The organism is Flavobacterium sp. P1_E4 (assembly GCF_056405915.1).
Window position 1 is genome coordinate 1 of record NZ_JBFUBE010000022.1, and the last position, 19,081, is coordinate 19,081.

The window sequence follows — 19,081 nt, forward strand, 5'->3', positions numbered from 1 at the left end:
TCTGTGTGTGTTAGTAGCGGAAATCACTTCAAAGTGATCTACTAAAAAATCAGGTAGCATAAATTTTAAAAGGTCTATAGGAGTCATCTCTAATTCTTAGATTACAAAGCTCTTATTTTATTTTGACATTTCCTCCCCAGGTTTTGTTCTTGATCCGATTCAAGCTCTTAAAAGCTTCATTTTTTTTAAAATTATAAATATTCATCAATTTTTATATTTCTGTTTTCATTATTTGCATCTTCTATGGCTTTTAAAATAGCTTTAATTTGAATTTTATCAATCATATGCTTATCAAAAAATACATATTCAATAGTCTTTGTGTTTTTAATATCTTCCAACGGATTTTTTGTCAGTAGTACTAAATCTGAAGTATATCCTATTTTTATTTTTCCAGTATACTTTTTCATCCAATTACTAGGCGCAACAGTTGCTGAATACAGTGCTTGGGAATTAGTCATTCCAGATATAGATAATGATTCTAATTCATTATGAAGTGAAAATCCAGGAACAACAGTTGCTACATTAGCATCTGTTCCAGCCATAATTACAACTTTATTATCAACCAATGCTTTTGTCATAATATGAATAGCTTTTGTATAAGTATTCCAATAGGTTAATGATAATTTTCTTGCTTCAGGTTCATCTTCTCCTTCATATTCATATCCATTTTTACCGGGCAGCCAGCCCAGTTTGTAAAGTGGAGTTCCTTCAATAATTTTTGGGTTGGCATATTTTAGTGGTATTTTTTTAAGCTTAGTCCTTAAGTCAAATCTTTGGTCCAAAAAACTTTCACATAGCCAAATAGTTGAAGTAACGCTAATGTTATTCTCTTTCAATTTTTTTGCGATTAGGTCTGAACGTGCTTTTAAAAATTCGAGATATTCTTCAGGGTTTTTAGAAATTGACTTTCCGAAATCATCCATGGTTTTTATAGTAATCTCTTCAATGTGAGCAATCTCTTTTTGACCGGATTTATAAAAAGTTTCTAAATTGACTAAAGGAATATGTCCAATAACAGGAATATTGTTCTCTTTCGCAACCTCTATTGTTGTTTTAAATATTTCCGGATTAACAAAACCGTACATTTTAACTGCATCATAGCCTTGTTCTTTTATCCATTTTATCTCTTTTTGAGCATCATTTTTATTTGAATAATTAATTGACTGCCTTGTCCAACTATAATAATAGCCAGTTAACCCACTTTCACTATATATTGGTGGAGATGCAACAAACATTCTTGGACCAATGCCTTTTTTCTGTATTGATTTTCTCCATTCTAAAGTGACAGGTTTTCCAGCCATTTCTCTGATATAAGTAACACCATTAACTAAATATAAAAACAAATCATTTTTACTTTCCTTTAAATGAACGTGACTGTCTACAAGTCCTGGAATCAGGAATTTGTTTGTACCATTAATGATAACCACTGTGCTATCCAGTAGTAGATTTTTGCCTAATTGAATTATCACGCCATCTTTAATAATTACATCTTGATTTTTTATAAAATAACTACAATCTTCTGAAAGTATGTTGATGTTTTTTATTTGAATTGTTTTTGGTGGTTTAATAATTGAGGAAATATTTATAACCTTAGTAGATTTACCTAAAACGATATTTAATTCATTATCTGCCCATATAAAAACACTTACAAGAACCACTAAAAACGTCACGACTACATATAGCAATCTCCTAAACCATACTTTTTTCATAAATTATTTAATTTTGATTTAAGAGCCAAAAATAAACTCAAAAACACCCTGATTTAGCATGTAATGAGAGTATAGGTATGAAATATGTCGTTTTAGGTACGAAAATTATAAAGACAATAAATACTCCTTGTAATTTTTAGAAACAGGTAGTTCAATTTGAGTAAGAGAAATGGTATCCTGATTTTTCCAAGCCTTAAAATGTGATGGATTTATTAAATGGGAACGATGAATTTGAACTAAAAAGTCAAAATCATTCTGAACTTTTTTAAGTGTACTTCGTATTAATTTTGTTTTTAGCTGGCTCCCATCTATAAAGAAAATCTCGACATAATTTTGTGAATTTGAAACACACACCAAATCACATTTCCTTATTTTTAAAATATCTAATTTATTTTCTCCTCTAATAGCTATGTAATCTTCTTTTACAGGAATTAATGTAATCGAATATTCTCTGGCCAACATTATTATCGGAGTAGAAATCAAAGCCGATTTAAGAATTATTATTCGTGAAAAATCAAAAAAGGTATACCCTCCATTCAGAATAGGGCATTTGTAATAAATATATGTACTTACCAAAAAAAGCAAGTGAAAGAACATAAGGCTAACTATTTCAAAACCAATATTCCATTTTGCTATTTTTTTATAAATACTTTTTTGAATTATAGCAAGTAATCCATAGCATAAAAATGCAATTAGACTAAATCCTATGCTTATAAGAAGCCACTTTTTAAAGGTTATTGTTCCGTCGTCAAATGGTCTTATAAAAAAGGCAAAAATGAAAAGCCAAATACTGATGAAGATTCCAATCAGTAAATGATGTTTAATCGAAGGGTTTAATTTTTTCATTTAATAAAAAATGACTAGTATATTGAGATACTCCTTTTTTAAATTCGTCTAAACTTACAATATATACTTGGTCTTTGCTAGTCTGTATTTGAATTTGGTGCCTTCTATGTAAAATAAATTAATCGTGAAGTGAGCAAAGTTTTACACAAGATTCATAAAGTTTAATAATTAATTGACAAACATTACGTTTTTTCATTACGCTTTGCGGTTAACACTTGCTCCTAATTTATTTTTAATCTAATTTTATTTTTTTAGTTGCTTATATAAACGTGTCATTTATTACCGAAAACAAAAACACAATGAAAATCAAAATCTTAACACTCCTTCTTTGTGGAATAACCAGTTTGTCTTTTGCCCAAAAGACAATGTTTAATATAAAATATTCTGAGCAGTTAGCGGTTTTCGTTTTTATTCAAAATTTGTCTGAAAACTATCCTGACAATGTTTTCAAAACTGAATTTCAGAAATCAAAATATAACATTGATGAGTTTCAAAAAATAATCACAGAATTTGACAAACTATCATTGGAGTACAGCTATAAATTTGATGAGTTTCCTGAAGGCTCCAAAAAACCAATGCAGTCCATCGATTTTTTGAAGAAAAATCTAATCGAAACTGAAAATTTAAGAGATTTTAAACTACGCTCCATTGGAATTGTCACGAACGAAACTTTGAATAATCTTACCAGAATCATTTCCATTTTTACTCCAATATATAAGGAACTGATATATGATCCTAACAAAGAAAAGTTTGAAAAACAAATTGTAGAAATCAACAAATATTCAAATGAAAATAATATCGAAAATTATTTTGAAACAGGGTTAGTTTTTTACAACTCAAGTTGGGATACCTCAATTCCTTTTGAGATTGCATTTTATCCATTACCAAATTCTAAAGGCTTTACAGCCCAATCTTTTTATAATAATTTTATCAGTGCCATTCAAACGGATCTAAAAAGTTATAAAGACCTCTTTAGTGTAATGTTACATGAAACATTTCATATCATTTATTATGAGCAATCACTAGAGATTAAAACAGAAATTGATAAGGACTTCAAAGAAAACAAGTCAAAATATAGCAATTATGCTTACCTATTGTTGAATGAAGTTCTGGCCACTTCATTAGCTAATGGTTATGTGTTTGAAAAATTAGATGGGAAAATTGACACTCGCGATTGGTACAGCCAAAAATATATTAATCTTATGGCAAAAGAAATCTATCCAATGCTTAACGAATACATTTCTCAAAAAAAAACAATAGATAAAGATTTTATTGATCGCTATATTAATATTTATGAAGTAAAATTCCCAAATTGGATCAATGAACCAGACAACTTAATGGCTTACAGATATGTTATTTCTGAAAACAAGAACGATTTTGATGTCATTAAAAAAAAATACCGTTATCGTTCCAGAACAGAATATGAAACTGAAATTACAAAAAGTACGATTGAAAAAATGCAAAAAACAAACTTAACAAAAGTTATAATTGTATCAAAAAACAACAACGAGAACCTTAAATTGATAAAAAACAGTTTCAAAGAACTAAAAAACTGGAAATTTAATGCTGATAAAGAATTTGATCATAAATTTTTATTAGAAGACAAAAGTCAATTACTTATAATAAATCAAAAAAAATCGACATTAGAATCATTACTCAATTAGATAGAAAAATAGTTGTTTTTAATTACTTATTTTTATTATTGCGAGCATTGAGATACACAAAGAATCCAAATAGAATTTCAATTCCTCCCCCTGTCAAAGCGGATATATAACATTTTGCTTTTAATGAAAATAATATATAACCTGCAATCCCCAAAACTCCACCTAAAACCCAAAATAATCGGTTTCCAAATATTGTGTTGAAAGTTAAATATCTACCTCCAATTATCATTAGCATACCTGGAAAAAACCATTCTATCCGTTGAAGGGAAAGTCCGTAAGCAAGAGGTATACACATAAGCATATAGAATGTTCCTTCCATAGCAAGACTCGCCAATGGATTATTTTTACTATGAGCTCCACTAACTCCAATCATTTTATTAAAAATTGTGCTTATGGGATGAATAAGAACTCCACCTATCAGAAGCGCCCAAACAGCTTGTCTAGATGAATAATTAAAAGCAACAAGACTTGAAGTTAACCATATAAGTCCGGAAACCACTATACCAGTAACACCATACATATGATTATCTCTCATTTCTGTTTGTGCTAGTTTTACGGTATCAATATTTCCTATCTGCGTAGTATCCGTTTGTGCATCTTGAGTTTTCATTACTTTGTAAAATTTAATTAATGTTCTTTTTGCATGATTTGTTATGCTTGCCGTTAACTTATTTACAGCAACCCTAAAACAACTCCAATCTACCTGATTTTGGTTAACTTTAAATCATAAACCGCTATGTATCAACTAGGCTAATATAACATTATTTTTATTACAATTAATAAACTTCTATTGTTTAATCTTAAAGTTGTTATAAAAACAGGATTGCATGAGGGATGGAAATGGCATCTCCCGATTTAGAAAAACAAGGCTTTTTTGCCGTAGTTTTTCTAAATCGGGAATATAATGGACAGCCCGACCTTGTTGCCCAAAATTGATGTTATGAAATCAAAATGTGGTGCAACGAGGTCATGCCCAAATTAAAATTATGGAGTTTTTTTTACCAACCCTGAGTCAGACCATTCTTTAAGACTTCTTCGTATTTGTCTTTGTCAAAACTGTAGAGATTCGGGGCTTTGTGTGCTACGTTGCTTTTCTTCTCGTCCAGTTTGGTGAGTATACCAATAGAGGTTATTTTTCGAAGAAAATTTCGGCGGTCAAGTGTTCTTCCCAATATGGTTTCGTATAATTTTTGAAGCTCGGGTATGGTGAATTTCTCTGGAAGAAGATTGAAACCTACGGGCATTAAATTTAATTCTGTTCTTAGCGTTTCTAGGGCTTTATCTAAAATTTCCCTATGATCCAAAATCAATTTCGGAACTTCATGATGATCTACCCATTCTACTATTTCACCAGGATTATCGGCTTGTGGAATTGCTTTTGAAAAATTGACCAACGCATAATAGCCTATGGTCACGAACCTACTCTTATACCATTTTTCCTCCTCGAGCGGAATTCCAAAATAAGATAAAGAATCACTGCTAAAATGGTCCTGATTTCTCTTGACTCTACCAAAAGTTGAAAATTGTCTAAGAAAAATACCTTTAAGACCTGTCCTTGACTGCAAAATACTGACAGCCGCTGTGTCTATATCTTCATCAATCGAAACGAATCCACCGGGCAAAGACCAACTGTCATCATAACCTGTTTTAATCAACAAAACCTTGAGTTGATTGTCATCAAAACCAAAGATTACACAATCAATGGACAATCCGGGCTGATACTCTTTACTGTTTTTAAGATGTGTTTTTAACATGACTTTGTAGTATCGTTATTCTTCTAAATTATTGTGACGCAATTTAGTTCATTTTTGACACAGCAAATAAACTAAATAAATCTTTACGACTGAAACTTATTTTGGTAACAAAATATTATCTCAAAATTGATGATGGATTTCAAAAATGGATTTCAAAAAAAATAAAAATTATCAAAAAACACTGATGATTTAATACAAATTAATATTCAAATTCATTTTTTTTTATAAAAATGTTTTTTGTATTAAAATTAAATGTACATTGCGTCATATTAACACATAGCATTTTATTAAAAACCAACTACTTATAATTATGAAAAATACATTTTTGCTTATTATGGGAATTTTTATTTCTATGACAGCATACGCACAAACCACAGATTATAGAGAAAAAGCTAAAAAATTGGTTTCACAGATGACACTGGAAGAAAAAGCATCTTTATGTTCTGGTGAAACAGCATGGTCAACACAAGCAATTCCAAGATTGGGAATTCCTTCTATATTTATGACAGACGGCCCTCACGGTTTGCGTAAGGCTGTTGGTTTCGATTTTACCAATAGTGTTCCAGCAACTTGCTTTCCTACTGCCTCTGCTTTGGCTTCCTCATGGAATACAGCTTTGGCTCAAAAAATGGGTGAAGCATTAGCTATCGAATCGCAAGCTAATGATGTTCAGATATTGTTGGGTCCTGGGGTTAATATGAAAAGATCCCCATTGGGTGGTCGTAATTTTGAATACTTTTCGGAAGATCCGATTTTAGCAGGTAAAATTGCAACAGCATTTATAAACGGTGTGCAAAGTCAAGGTGTAGGGACTTCGATGAAACATTTTGCAGCCAACAATCAAGAGTCTGAAAGAATGTCCAACAGCTCTAATGTTGATGAACGTACCTTAAACGAAATCTACTTTCCTGCTTTTGAAATGGCAGTAAAAGAAGCGCAACCTTGGACAGTGATGTGCTCCTATAATAAATTAAATGGCGTTTATGCCTCTGAAAACAAATATTTATTGGATGATGTCTTAAAGAAAAAATGGGGTTTCAAAGGATTTGTAGTTTCCGATTGGGGAGCAGTAAATGACAGACCGTTAGGAGTTCAAGCGGGTCTAAATTTGGAAATGCCTTCAAGTGGTGGTTTTAATAACCAAAAAATTGTCGAAGCAGTAAAAAGTGGTTCTTTGGCGGAAGCCACATTAGACGAAATCGTAATTGAAACTCTTGCCGTAACGCTTAAAGCAAAAGACAGCCACAAGACTGGAATTGTTGTAGACAAACCAAAACACAATGCATTGGCCAGACAAGTAAGTGGAGAATGTATTGTTTTATTGAAAAATGACAACGTTATTTTACCGTTATCAGCTTCAACAAAGAAAATTGCAATTATTGGTGCCTTTGCAAAAACACCTCGTTACCAAGGTGCAGGAAGTTCTCAGGTTAAACCAACACAAGTAGAAAATGCTTTCGACGAATTGCAAAAACTGTCTAAAGGAACTTCGTTAACCTTTGCATCAGGATACACAACTGATGGAGCTACAAGTGATGCTCTGATTGCCGAAGCGGTGAAAAATGCAAAGGATGCCGAAACCGTTTTGGTTTTTGCAGGTTTACCAGATATTTATGAATCTGAAGGTTATGACAGAGCAAATATGGATATGCCGGAAGGTCATAATAAATTGATTGAAGCCGTGGCTAAAGCCAACAAAAATGTAGTGGTGATTTTAATGAATGGAGCGGCAGTTTCTATGCCTTGGAAAAAGAATGTTTCGGGAATTGTAGAAGCTTATTTGGGTGGTCAAGCCGGTGGTGGAGCTATAGCTGATGTGCTGACTGGAAAAGTAAACCCTTCTGGGAAATTATCTGAAACCTTCCCGATGCGTTTAGAAGATACCCCTACTGCAATTGATTTCCCTTCAAGAGATGGCAATGCCAATTATGGAGAAGGTATATACATTGGATACCGTTATTATGACAAAAAGAAAATTGAACCTAATTTCCCTTTCGGATACGGATTGAGCTATACTACTTTTAGCTATTCTGATATTCAAAGCAATACTGCCTCTGCAAAAGATACAGATGACATTATCATTTCATTGAAAGTTAAAAACACTGGTAAAGTCGCCGGTAAAGAAGTAGTAGAATTATATGTGCATGAACAAGCAACAGAAACTTCAAGACCTGAAAATGAATTGAAACATTTTGAAAAAATAGCACTGAATCCTGGTGAAGAGAAAACAGTTAGCTTTCACTTAACGTCTCGTGATTTTGCTTATTACAGTATAGCTTCACACGATTGGGCTATAAAATCAGGTAAATTTGACATTCGCGTGGGAGCTTCTTCAAGAGATTTGCCTTTGCAACAAACTATCGATATTCAATCTACTAAAACTAATAAGATAGTTTTCACCCGTAACTCTTTGTTCAAAGAATTTAAAAATGCTCCTAATAGTGAAGCGATATACGGGCAGCTTACCCAAAGTTTTACTGGTGGCAATAAAAAAGCAGTAACCGAAGAAGAGAAAAAAGCTGAAGCCTTTTTGCAAGCGATGCTAGGTGACATGCCAATCAGTAAATTTATATTGCTTTCTGGTGGAAAATTCACGGAAGAAAACCTACAGGCAGTTTTAAAAAGTGCCAATACATATTAAAAAAAAACACTTTATAATTGGTTATTAATAGTTGTTTATCTTTGAGGCTGTCTCTGTCGGACAGCCTCATTTTAAAAAAAATAATTGTATCCTTATGGAAAAAACTACTTCTTTAACTTCTAAAAAGCATTATCCAATACTTGACGGTTTACGCGGTGTTGCAGCAATCATGGTGGTTGCTTTTCATATTCTTGAGACCCATTCAACTAGTCATCTGGATCAGATTATAAACCACGGTTATCTTGCAGTTGACTTTTTTTTCTTGCTTTCAGGGTTTGTTATTAGCTATGCTTATGATGATCGCTGGAGCAAAATGAGTGTTACCGATTTTTTTAAAATTCGCCTTGTCAGACTACAACCGATGGTGGTTATGGGAATGATTATTGGAGCCAGTTGTTTTTATTTTCAGGATTCTGTAGTTTGGCCAACAATTCATGAAGTTCCGGTATGGAAAACATTGATTGTTATGCTTGTCGGATTTACATTGATTCCATTATTACCGTCTATGGACATAAGAGGTTGGCAAGAAATGCACCCGCTAAATGGTCCTGGCTGGTCTTTGTTCTTTGAGTATGTAGGTAATATTCTTTATGCATTATTCGTAAGAAAGTTTTCGAATACAGCACTTGCTATATTAGTATTTCTATCAGGTTGCCTTTTAATCCATCTTGGTCTAACAAGTCCAAACGGTGATGTGATTGGAGGTTGGTCGATAGATGCTACACAGCTTCACATTGGTTTTTCACGTTTACTTTTTCCTTTCTTTGGAGGATTATTATTGCACCGAATAGTAAAACTAACGGCAATCAATAATGGTTTCTTTTGGGCTAGTTTATTAACGATTGTTGTATTGGGAATGCCTAGAATTGGCGGAAGCGAACATTTATGGATGAATGGTTTATATGATTCTTTGAGCATTATTATCATTTTTCCATTAATTGTATTCATAGGAGCAAGTGGTGAAGTGACGGGTAAATATTCTACTAAAATCTGCAAATTTTTAGGTGACATATCTTATCCTATTTACATAACACACTATCCTCTTATCTATATTTATACGGCTTGGGTTGCTGGTAACAAACCTTCGTTTCAACAAGCATTACCTTTCGCTTTATTAACATTAATAGGAGCTATTCTTCTTGCTTATGCTTGTTTAAAATTATATGATGAACCAGTACGACTTTGGTTAAAACAAAAAATGCTAACGTATAAATCAGTATTAATTACTGCCAAATAATTATATACCATTGGCAAAAAAGTTCTTTATAAATACTATGTTATCTCCCCGATACTACCTTCGAAAGAAGAAAAAATATTGAACTTTTTAATCGCCAATGGTAATTTTTACAAAAAAAAGCGATACAATTCTTTCGAATTGTATCGCTTTTGTGTTTAACTCAAACTAGAGATAAAAAAAAACAATAAGTAATTTGTTTCCTTTTTTATAGTAGAATGTTTCATATATATATTCACTTGTTTATAACTTTGTAAAATGAAAATATTTAAAGATTTCAAAACGTTCAATGAATATATAGGTTTACCAAATCCTTTGGACAATGATATTGACGTTGGTTATTATGACCCACCCAATATGCTTTTGAAGTCAGAACCTGTAATGGTTGACTTTTACAGGGTTTCATTTAAAACCAATTTTGTTGACAAAACTACACCCAATGCAAAACCTGTGAATGCGGTTTTTTTCAACAGTCCTGAAATGATTGGTGGATGGGATATAGAACCTACTTACAAGGGAATGTATGTGCAATTGTCAAAAAAAATTATAGACGAAAATCGGTTTTTATTCAAAAATTATCTTGATTATGGTCTGCATGAACCTTTATTTCTAACAGACAACGAAATTGTAGAAATCACTACTCTTTTTGAACTGATGATTAAGTATTACGACAAAGAAAGACAAAACTTTGTGGTATTACTTTCCTATGTTAATGTATTGATTTCGTTGGTAGAATCGTTTTACAAAAGACAATTTTCTACTGACCCAAAAGAATATAATCGTATCGTAACCGATTTTCAGCAAAGTGTCAAAGATTATTACAATCAGCCTGTTTCCCAGCTTCCAAATGTTCAATATTTTGCAGATAAATTAGGGCTAACACCAAACTATTTAGGCGACATTGTAAAACACTTTACCAATAAATCTGCACTCGAAAACATTCACGATTTTGTAATTAAAAGAGCGAAAGAATTATTAGTAGATGACAAAAAACTAAATACCTCAGAAGTAGCTTATGAATTAGGTTTTGAGTATCCAAATTACTTTTCAAAATTCTTCAAAAAACAAGTTAATCTCACACCAAAAGAATACCGATTACAAGTAATCGGTAAAAATTAATACAATCGAAACGTCTTTTATCAAGGCGTTTTTTTGTAATCAGTAATTTGTTTCTTTTTTTGTAGTAGTCTGTTTCCGTGGGTCTATTTTTCAGAAAATACCTTTGTATAAATTTAAATATTACAAGATGGAAGACAATAAAAACACAAACAACGGCGAAAATTTCCGTAGAAAATTTCTTCAGCAAAGCGTAATCGCAGGAGCAGGATTGATGCTTACACCTAGTCTGATGTCTGCATCGACAAAAGATTTAGCAAGTAATGAAATCAACAACGATAAAGAAAATAAAATGACGACAAGGAATCTTGGAAAGTTAAAAGTTTCTGCATTGGGAGCGGGTTGTATGAGCATCAGTGCAAATTATGGTGCGCCTGCAAAAATTGAAGAAGGCATCAAAACTATCCGAAAAGCGTATGAAAGTGGCGTTACATTTTTTGATACTGCAGAAGTTTACGGTCCTTATACCAATGAGAAATTGGTGGGCGAAGCATTAAAACCATTCAGAGATAAAGTAGTGATTGCTACCAAATTTGGGTTTGAAATTGGCGCGCCCAATATCACTTTAAACAGCAGACCCGAACATATTAAAAAAGTGGTTGAAGAATCTTTGAAGCGTCTTCAAACCGACCACATTGACCTTTTGTACCAACACCGAGTTGACCCAAATGTTCCGATTGAAGATGTGGCAGGTGCAGTAAAAGATTTGATACAGCAAGGAAAAGTGTTGCATTTAGGTTTATCAGAAGCCAATACGACCACTATCCGCAAAGCACATTCCGTACAGCCCGTTTCCGCTATCCAGACAGAATATTCTTTTATGGAAAGAAGCGTAGAAAAAAATGGCGTTTTGGATTTATGCGAAGAATTGGGAATTGGTTTTGTGCCTTGGGGACCGCTCGGAATGGGATATTTGACAGGGAAACTAAATGCACAAACTCCTTTTGACAGTAAACTGGATTTACGCTCTGCCTTCGAAAGATTTACTCCGGAAAATTTAGCTGCCAATATGCCGATTGTAAATCTGCTGAACCGTTTTGCATCAAATAAAAATGCAACCGCATCACAAATTGCATTGGCTTGGTTAATGGCAAAAAAACCTTTCATCGTTTCTATCACTGGAACCAGAAATATTCCTCATTTGAATGAAAATTTAGGGGCTTATGATCTTCAATTATCTGCATCAGAATTTCAGGAATTGGAAACAGAATTTGCTAAATTAAAAGTATATGGTGGAAGAATGAACGCTATGCAAATGACTTTCTGCCAATAATTTGAGTACAATAGCTTTCTATTAATTTAATAAAATAAGACAATGACAAATAATAAAGTTTGGTTAATAACCGGAGCAAGCAGCGGAATAGGATTAGAAATTACGAAAGCTGTTCTTGCTGCAGGCAACAAAGTAATTGCAACGGGTAGAAATGCCGATAAGGTAGCAAAAGCACTTGGAGAGTCTACTGATAACTTATTGGTAGTACAAATGGATGTTACCAATCCGGAAGAAATAAACAAAGGTATTGTTGCTGCAATAGAAAAATTTGGAACCATCGATGTGTTGGTAAACAATGCAGGAAGTTTTTATGCAGGATATTTTGAAGAATTGAGCCAGACCCAAATGGAGCGTCAATTTGCAGTCAATGCATTTGGTCCGATGAATGTTACCAGAGCCGTTTTGCCTATTTTTAGAAAAAATAAGTCTGGACATATCATCACGATTTCATCTACTGCCGGACTGGTTGGTTACGAACTTTGCACAGCTTATGCAGGTTCTAAGTTTGCATTAGAAGGTTGGATGGAATCATTGCAATTGGAAGTTTCACAATTTGGAATCAATACCACCATTGTAAATCCTGGATTTTTCAGAACCAATTTATTAGAACCATCTTCAACCATTTGGAATGAACTACAAGTTGCAGATTATGCAGAGCGCATTGCTATACTTCGTCCAGGGTGGCAGGCTATGAGCGGTACTCAAGGTGGCGACCCTTCAAAATTAGCAGCGGGTTTGCTTACCATTGCAAATGAAACTATACCTCCAAAACGCTGGATTGCCGGAGCAGATGCCATAGCAGAAACAGAAAGAAAAATAAAAGAATTGCAGGATGAGGTAAATGCCTATAGGGAATTATCTTCTTCTTTAAATTTTGATTAAAATTAATATCCAGACAAACTATCAGAACGCCTTCAAAAGAGGCGTTTTTTTGTAATCAGTAATTTGTTTCTTTTTCTGTAGTTGTTTGTTTCCTGCCATCATTTCATCAAGGTTTAATTTTGTCCCATAATTTAAAATAAATTTAAAATGGCAGAATCAAAAAAAGTATTGCTAATCAATACACATTTAACTTATCCAAATTGGTCAGAAGGAACATTAAATAATTCATTCATACAAAAAGCTAAAGACTTTTTTGAATCTAAAAATTTTGAAGTTTTAGAAACAAAAGTTGAAGAAGGCTACAATCCAGAAGAAGAAGTAGAAAAGCACTTACAGGCAGATATTGTAATTTTACAAACACCTGTAAATTGGTTTGGCGCACCGTGGATTTACAAAAAATATGTAGACGAAGTGTTCAACAGTGCATTTGCTAGTAAATCGTTATTAACCGGAGACGGAAGAACGAATGAAAACCCAACAAAACAATACGGAACAGGTGGACTAATGCAAGGTAGAAAATTTATGATTTGTGCCACTTGGAACGCACCAGCCGAAGCATTTGATAATCCTAATCAAAAATTATTTGCAGGCAAAGGTTTAACAGATATTTTCTTGCACATTACTAGTAACTATCGCTTTTCTGGCTACGAAATTATAGATAGTTACAACTGCTTTGACATTTATAGATTTGGCGATATGGCTAAAGACCTTGAAAATTACCCAAATCATTTAGAAAACTACCTACTGCAAAAATAAGCATTGCCCTTAAAGAGAAAAAAATATCGAACTTTTTATAAACGCCAATCGTAATTTTACAAAAAAAGCGATACAATTCTTCCGAATCGTATCGCTTTTGTGTTTAAGAAAGTCGCGCTATTTTACTAATTCAAAACTGTCTCTCAAACGGATTTATAGGAAAGCAAATTCTAAATATATTATTGTAAAAAATAATTAATTATGTCTTTGACACTCTTTCAATTCAAAGATTCATCTTTTGTCCTATTTCTATTCTTATTATTCAGAAGAAAAACTGCTTTTGCAAATTCTTGTCCTAAATCAATATACCCATCGCTTTTATAATGGTATTTGTCTGTATATTTATAAGTGCTTGTAGTTCTTACAATGCTTACATTGGGTTCGGTTGCAGCAAATTTTTCTTGTCCATATTGTACTAATTCGCCAAAAGGCCAAATTTTTCCATCAACATCATCACCAGAATCAGATATTTTACCAATAGCAATAGGCAAATCATTATTTCTAAAAGTCGCTCGCATGAGTTCCATCAACCTTTTTAAATTCGCATAATATTGGTTGGCAACTTGTTCTGTTTTATCCGAATCGCTTTCTCCTTGCATCCAAATAATACCACTTGGAATCAAAACATCTTCAACTCCATCACCGTTTATGTCTTGCACAGCCATTGCATTATTGACTGTTTTTAGAAAATAATCGTATTGATTGATCCCTTTTCCTCCTTTGAAATCAGGTTCCCAAGCACCAAAATAAGCTGTTCCACTACTATCAATTGAAGATCCATTTCTGGCGTATTTTATAATGGCGAGTTTTTGTTTTGGATATAATTCTTCTAGTTTTTTGGCAAATGAAAGTTCAACACCAAATCGATCTGAAAGTGTATTGCTCTTTCCATCTGATGCAAAACCAGTTCCGTTTCCGGGCTGAAGCACATCCCACTTTCCTAATCCTCCGCTTTTATCATTATCCCCAACAGGGTTTCCTTGATAAATAAAAACCTTTTTACTTTTTTTATTTAACGAATCCGGAAGCTCCTTTACATACCCACAGCCTTGCATATTCGACTGACCGCCCAAATAAAATACTCTGATAGTATCTTTTTTTGCCTGCGCTAAAATCAGAAAGGGTATTAAAAGAAACACTATAATATATTTCATTTATTTTTTTTATTTTTTAATTCACCAATTCAAAACTGTCTCTCAAACGGATATCCGCTGATGACGAACCAATCATCAAATCAAAATCACCGGGCTCTGAACCAAATTCTAATGCATTGTTATAAAATGATATTTTTTGATTGTCGATCGTAAACTGAATTGTTTTGGTTTCCCCGCGATTCAATGTGATTTTTTGAAAATCTTTCAACTCAATTATAGGACGCACCACCGAACCCACTTTATCTCTCAAATACAATTGAACCACTTCTTCTCCTTTTACACTTCCCGTATTTTTTATGTTTACCGAAACCGTAATCGTCTCATTATTTTTCATTGCTTTTTGAGACAATTTCAAATCCGAGTATTCAAAAGTGGTATAACTTAATCCGTACCCAAATGGAAATTTTGGAGTTGTTGGCAAATCGATGTAAGCTGATTTATAATTTTTATCTTCATTGACAGAAGGTCTTCCGGTACTAAAATGATTGTAATAAATTGGAATTTGTCCTTCAGTTCTCGGGAATGACATTGGTAATTTTCCAGACGGATTGTAATCCCCAAAAAGCACATCGGCAATAGCATTTCCAGCTTCTGAACCCAACCACCAAGTATAGACAATAGTTGGCATATTATCAGCAATCCAGTCAATCACAAGAGGTCTTCCTGCATTAATCAAAATAACGATAGGCTTCCCAGTTTTTTGAAGTTCTTTGATTAATTCTTCTTGAACTCCAGGCAAGTGTAAGTTACTTTTACTCTTCGCCTCTCCGCTTTTATTGAAGTTTTCTCCAATACTCAAAATGATAACCTCAGCTTGGCTTGCAACCTTCAAAGCATCTGCAAAACCTTCCTTGCTTTTGTCTTCCACGCCACATCCTTTGGCATACAAAATTTTGGTTCTTTTCCCTACTTTATTTTCCAATCCTTCCCATTGGGAAACGATATAAGTTGAATCGACATCTTTTAAATCAATTGACCAAAATCCATGATTATCTCTTTTTGGTTTTACCATTGGTCCAATAAAAGCAATCGTTTTTAAGCCTTTAGAAAGTGGCAAAACATCTCTTTCATTTTTCAAAAGAACAATACTTTTCGCTGCCATTTCTCTTGCAGCTTTTGTATGTTCAGGATTGTTCATTTCTTTTTGTTCTCTTTCCGGGTTGCAAAATTTATAAGGATCATCAAAAAGTCCCAACTCAAATTTCTTGCGCAAAATTCTTTTTACTGCATCATCTATCAAGGCAACAGGAACTTTATTTTCTTTTACCAATTGCTCCAGATTATAACGATATGCATTGCTCTCCATATCCATATCACTCCCTGCAGTTATCGATGCAAGAGCGGCTTCTTTGTTGTCTTTTACATAACCGTGATTCACCATTTCTCCTATCGAACCCCAATCGGAAACTACAAAACCTTGAAAATTCCATTTTCCTTTCAAGATATCTCTTAGCAAATAATTATTGGCACTCGCCGGTATTCCGTTAAGATCGTTGAATGAATTCATGAAAGTGGCAGCACCTGCATCCAAAGCTGCTTTGAAAGGAGGCAAATAAGTCTCCCAAAGCATTCTGTTACTCATATCAACCGAGTTGTAATCGCGTCCTCCAACGGCAGCTCCATAAGCTGCAAAATGTTTAACACAAGCCATAACCGAATTCACATCTCCTAAGTTTCCTTGAAATCCTTTCACTCTGGCATAAGCAATTTTGGAACCCAAATAGGTATCTTCCCCAGCTCCTTCCATCACTCTACCCCAGCGCGGATCACGGGAAATATCAACCATCGGTGCAAATGTCCAGTGAATTCCTGAGGCAGCCGCTTCAGTCGCAGCTACTCTAGCCGCAAGTTCTATCGCCGTCAAATCCCAACTCGCAGCTTCAGCCAACGGAATCGGGAAAGTAGTTTTGTAGCCATGAATCACATCCAGTCCAAATAACAACGGAATTTTTAATCGGGATTGCATTGCCAAATCTTGGTACTGACGTGTGTATTTTGTACCCATAATATTCAGCATCGAACCAATTAACCCTTTCTTAATTTCGCTTTGTTTATTCGTATTAATGGTAATTGGTCCCGTAGCAGTATTGTCTCCTGTATATTGGTTGAGCTGCCCTATTTTCTCTTCGAGTGTCATTTGCTTTAACAAACCTTCCACTTTCTGGTCTACCGTTTGCTGCGAAAAGACAAAAAACGATGCGAATAGAAATGCCAGTGTTATTGATTTTTTCATTTTTTAAATTTTATTTAGCTATTTTAAACTCTAAAAAATTAAGGTTAAAATTTCCTTCTTCAAAATGAACACGAATTTTATTCATTCCTTGTTTAAAAGCTACATTTTTTAGCACAATTGTTTTCCAAACTGTTTCACCTCCAGTAACAGGAAGTTCCGTTATTTCCGAAATTTTCTTTCCATCTTGTTCCAGATACAATTTCCCTCCAGCTTTTTCGCTCGAATATCGAACTCCAACATCAAAAGCACTTTGTTTTTTTGCATCGATTGTAAATTGTAACCATTCTCCCTCTTCAATAAAGGAAACCTGAAAACCGTTGGTTATTTTATCCGTACAGGCCACAATATCAACACCATCATTTCTCATTTTGCCTCCTTTATTCCATTGGGTAAATTTAGTTCCATCATAATTTGCCACGTCCTTATCGGAGTAAGCAAAACCGTTTTGTCCCAAATCAAATTCGGTTGCAAACACTTTTCCTGGAGCCACATGATTTTTATACTTTTTGGTATCGTTGGTCTGCACTTGTCTGAACATTGCATCAATCACATCGTATCTGATGGTCAGGTGCTCCATTTTATAGTTCTCGGCTGTTTGCAACAATACTTTTTTGGCAAAATCAGAATTGGGTTTTTCCCCTCCATTTTTCCAATAATCCAATAATTTATCGTAGTTCGGTGCTTTTGTTACCGAAGTAACACCAGCTAAATTTTCAATTTTTTTCATTGGCCAAAAAGCCCAACCAATATTATTGGATTCCATCAATGAGATGGCTTCCTCAAACCACACATTAGAGTTCTCACCACTTTCACCTAACCAAATCGGCACATTATTTTGAGTTCTGTAATTCAACATCGTTTGGATGGATGCCGTGTCATTTTGATTCCAGTATTTATGAAAACTCATAGCCATATTCTCATCCCAAAGCGGGAACATCCCATTGTAATTATTACCCCAACAATTCCCTTCAATGATAATCATGTGATGAGAATCAATTGCTCGTATTGCTTTTGTAAGTCTGACCTGCAAGGCTTTTAAAGGAGCATTTAAAGTTTCATCGCAACCATTCTGATTCGTTCCCGCGAAATTCCAATTGGGTTCATTGATAATATCATACCCTCCAATCCATGGACTGTCTTTATAGCGTTGCGCTAATTTTTCCCAAAGCGCAACCATTTTGTCCTGATTTGCAGCACTCTCCCAAAGCGATGGTTTTGAATCATCATAGTCGGATATTGCAGCATCTTTCCCTTGGCCTCCGGGAGTAGCATGCAAGTCAAGAATTAAGTATATTTTATTGGCAGCACACCAGTTTAATAAATCATCTGTCATTTTAAAACCTTCCTCAAGCCAAGTAATTTGACCGTCTTTTTCGGTTTCAATCGCTGGTGTGTATAAATTATAATGCATCGGCAATCGAATGGAATTAAATCCCCATGCCGCCAGAGAGTCAATATCTCTCTTTGTGATTCCGTTTGCTTTGTATGCTTTATAGAATTCTTCGGTACCCTTTGCACCAATTAAATCTGTAATTTTTTGTTTGATTTTATATTGAGGTCCGGCAAAAGCACCCGTTTGAATCATGTAACCTTCCTGAACCATCCAGCCTCCAACACCCAAACCACGCAAAACGATATTTTTACCGTTTCCATCGACTATTTTTTGCCCATCTCTATGCAAAAAGCCTTGTGAATAGCAACTACAAACAGAAAGAAGCAAAGGAATAAGTAATGAAAATTTTTTTTTCATAATAAAAAGTTTATCATTTATATTATCTAATTTTAAATAAAAATCTATTGTCTCTACTTAGGATTTTAC

The 19,081-nt window shown here is 33.9% G+C and carries 14 protein-coding genes; 7 read left to right on the top strand and 7 right to left on the bottom strand.

Annotation, left to right across the window (positions count from 1 at the left end):
• Positions 1-191 precede the first annotated feature (191 nt).
• Entirely contained in the window at positions 192-1,709 is a 1,518-nt protein-coding gene (locus tag AC1DY0_RS16320) for an amidohydrolase family protein (protein WP_477189649.1), read from the bottom strand.
• A 105-nt stretch (positions 1,710-1,814) separates the two neighbouring features.
• Positions 1,815-2,555, bottom strand: a complete 741-nt coding sequence (locus AC1DY0_RS16325; RefSeq protein WP_477189650.1) for a LytTR family transcriptional regulator DNA-binding domain-containing protein — start codon at positions 2,553-2,555, stop codon at positions 1,815-1,817.
• Positions 2,556-2,854: 299 nt separating this feature from the next.
• Between AC1DY0_RS16325 and AC1DY0_RS16330 the strand changes: the two genes are divergently transcribed.
• Complete coding sequence (locus tag AC1DY0_RS16330; protein ID WP_477189651.1) at positions 2,855-4,219, top strand: hypothetical protein; 1,365 nt, start codon at positions 2,855-2,857, stop codon at positions 4,217-4,219.
• Positions 4,220-4,241: 22 nt separating this feature from the next.
• On the opposite strand, the gene AC1DY0_RS16335 is transcribed toward AC1DY0_RS16330, so the two are convergent.
• Positions 4,242-4,829: a DUF7010 family protein gene (locus tag AC1DY0_RS16335; protein WP_477189652.1), complete on the bottom strand. Its 588-nt coding sequence runs from the start codon at positions 4,827-4,829 to the stop codon at positions 4,242-4,244.
• A 388-nt stretch (positions 4,830-5,217) separates the two neighbouring features.
• Positions 5,218-5,973, bottom strand: a complete 756-nt coding sequence (locus AC1DY0_RS16340) for an NUDIX hydrolase (RefSeq protein WP_477189653.1) — start codon at positions 5,971-5,973, stop codon at positions 5,218-5,220.
• A gap of 310 nt (positions 5,974-6,283) precedes the next feature.
• On the opposite strand from AC1DY0_RS16340, the gene AC1DY0_RS16345 reads away from it, so the two are divergent.
• The 6 genes from AC1DY0_RS16345 (at position 6,284) to AC1DY0_RS16370 (ending at position 13,875) form a co-directional block, all read left to right on the top strand.
• The gene (locus AC1DY0_RS16345; RefSeq protein WP_477189654.1) at positions 6,284-8,614 is read left to right on the top strand and encodes a glycoside hydrolase family 3 C-terminal domain-containing protein; all 2,331 of its coding nucleotides are present in this window, start codon (positions 6,284-6,286) and stop codon (positions 8,612-8,614) included.
• Positions 8,615-8,708: 94 nt separating this feature from the next.
• On the top strand, positions 8,709-9,851 hold the full coding sequence (locus tag AC1DY0_RS16350) for an acyltransferase family protein (RefSeq protein WP_477189655.1): 1,143 nt from the start codon (positions 8,709-8,711) through the stop codon (positions 9,849-9,851).
• Positions 9,852-10,106: 255 nt separating this feature from the next.
• The gene (locus AC1DY0_RS16355; RefSeq protein ID WP_477189656.1) at positions 10,107-10,967 is read left to right on the top strand and encodes a helix-turn-helix domain-containing protein; all 861 of its coding nucleotides are present in this window, start codon (positions 10,107-10,109) and stop codon (positions 10,965-10,967) included.
• 127 nt (positions 10,968-11,094) lie between these two features.
• Positions 11,095-12,237, top strand: coding sequence for an aldo/keto reductase (locus AC1DY0_RS16360; protein ID WP_477189657.1), 1,143 nt, complete (start codon positions 11,095-11,097; stop codon positions 12,235-12,237).
• Positions 12,238-12,279: 42 nt separating this feature from the next.
• On the top strand, positions 12,280-13,119 hold the full coding sequence (locus AC1DY0_RS16365) for an SDR family NAD(P)-dependent oxidoreductase (protein ID WP_477189658.1): 840 nt from the start codon (positions 12,280-12,282) through the stop codon (positions 13,117-13,119).
• A 147-nt stretch (positions 13,120-13,266) separates the two neighbouring features.
• A complete protein-coding gene (locus AC1DY0_RS16370; RefSeq protein WP_477189659.1) occupies positions 13,267-13,875 on the top strand; it encodes an NAD(P)H-dependent oxidoreductase in 609 nt (202 codons plus the stop codon).
• A 218-nt stretch (positions 13,876-14,093) separates the two neighbouring features.
• On the opposite strand, the gene AC1DY0_RS16375 is transcribed toward AC1DY0_RS16370, so the two are convergent.
• From AC1DY0_RS16375 to AC1DY0_RS16385, 3 genes are read right to left on the bottom strand one after another with little or no spacing between them, the layout of a single operon-like run.
• Complete coding sequence (locus AC1DY0_RS16375; RefSeq protein ID WP_477189660.1) at positions 14,094-15,029, bottom strand: sialate O-acetylesterase; 936 nt, start codon at positions 15,027-15,029, stop codon at positions 14,094-14,096.
• Positions 15,030-15,045: 16 nt separating this feature from the next.
• Positions 15,046-17,262, bottom strand: a complete 2,217-nt coding sequence (bglX, locus tag AC1DY0_RS16380; protein WP_477189661.1) for a beta-glucosidase BglX — start codon at positions 17,260-17,262, stop codon at positions 15,046-15,048.
• 10 nt (positions 17,263-17,272) lie between these two features.
• The gene (locus AC1DY0_RS16385) at positions 17,273-19,012 is read right to left on the bottom strand and encodes a cellulase family glycosylhydrolase (RefSeq protein WP_477189662.1); all 1,740 of its coding nucleotides are present in this window, start codon (positions 19,010-19,012) and stop codon (positions 17,273-17,275) included.
• Positions 19,013-19,081: the final 69 nt, after the last annotated feature.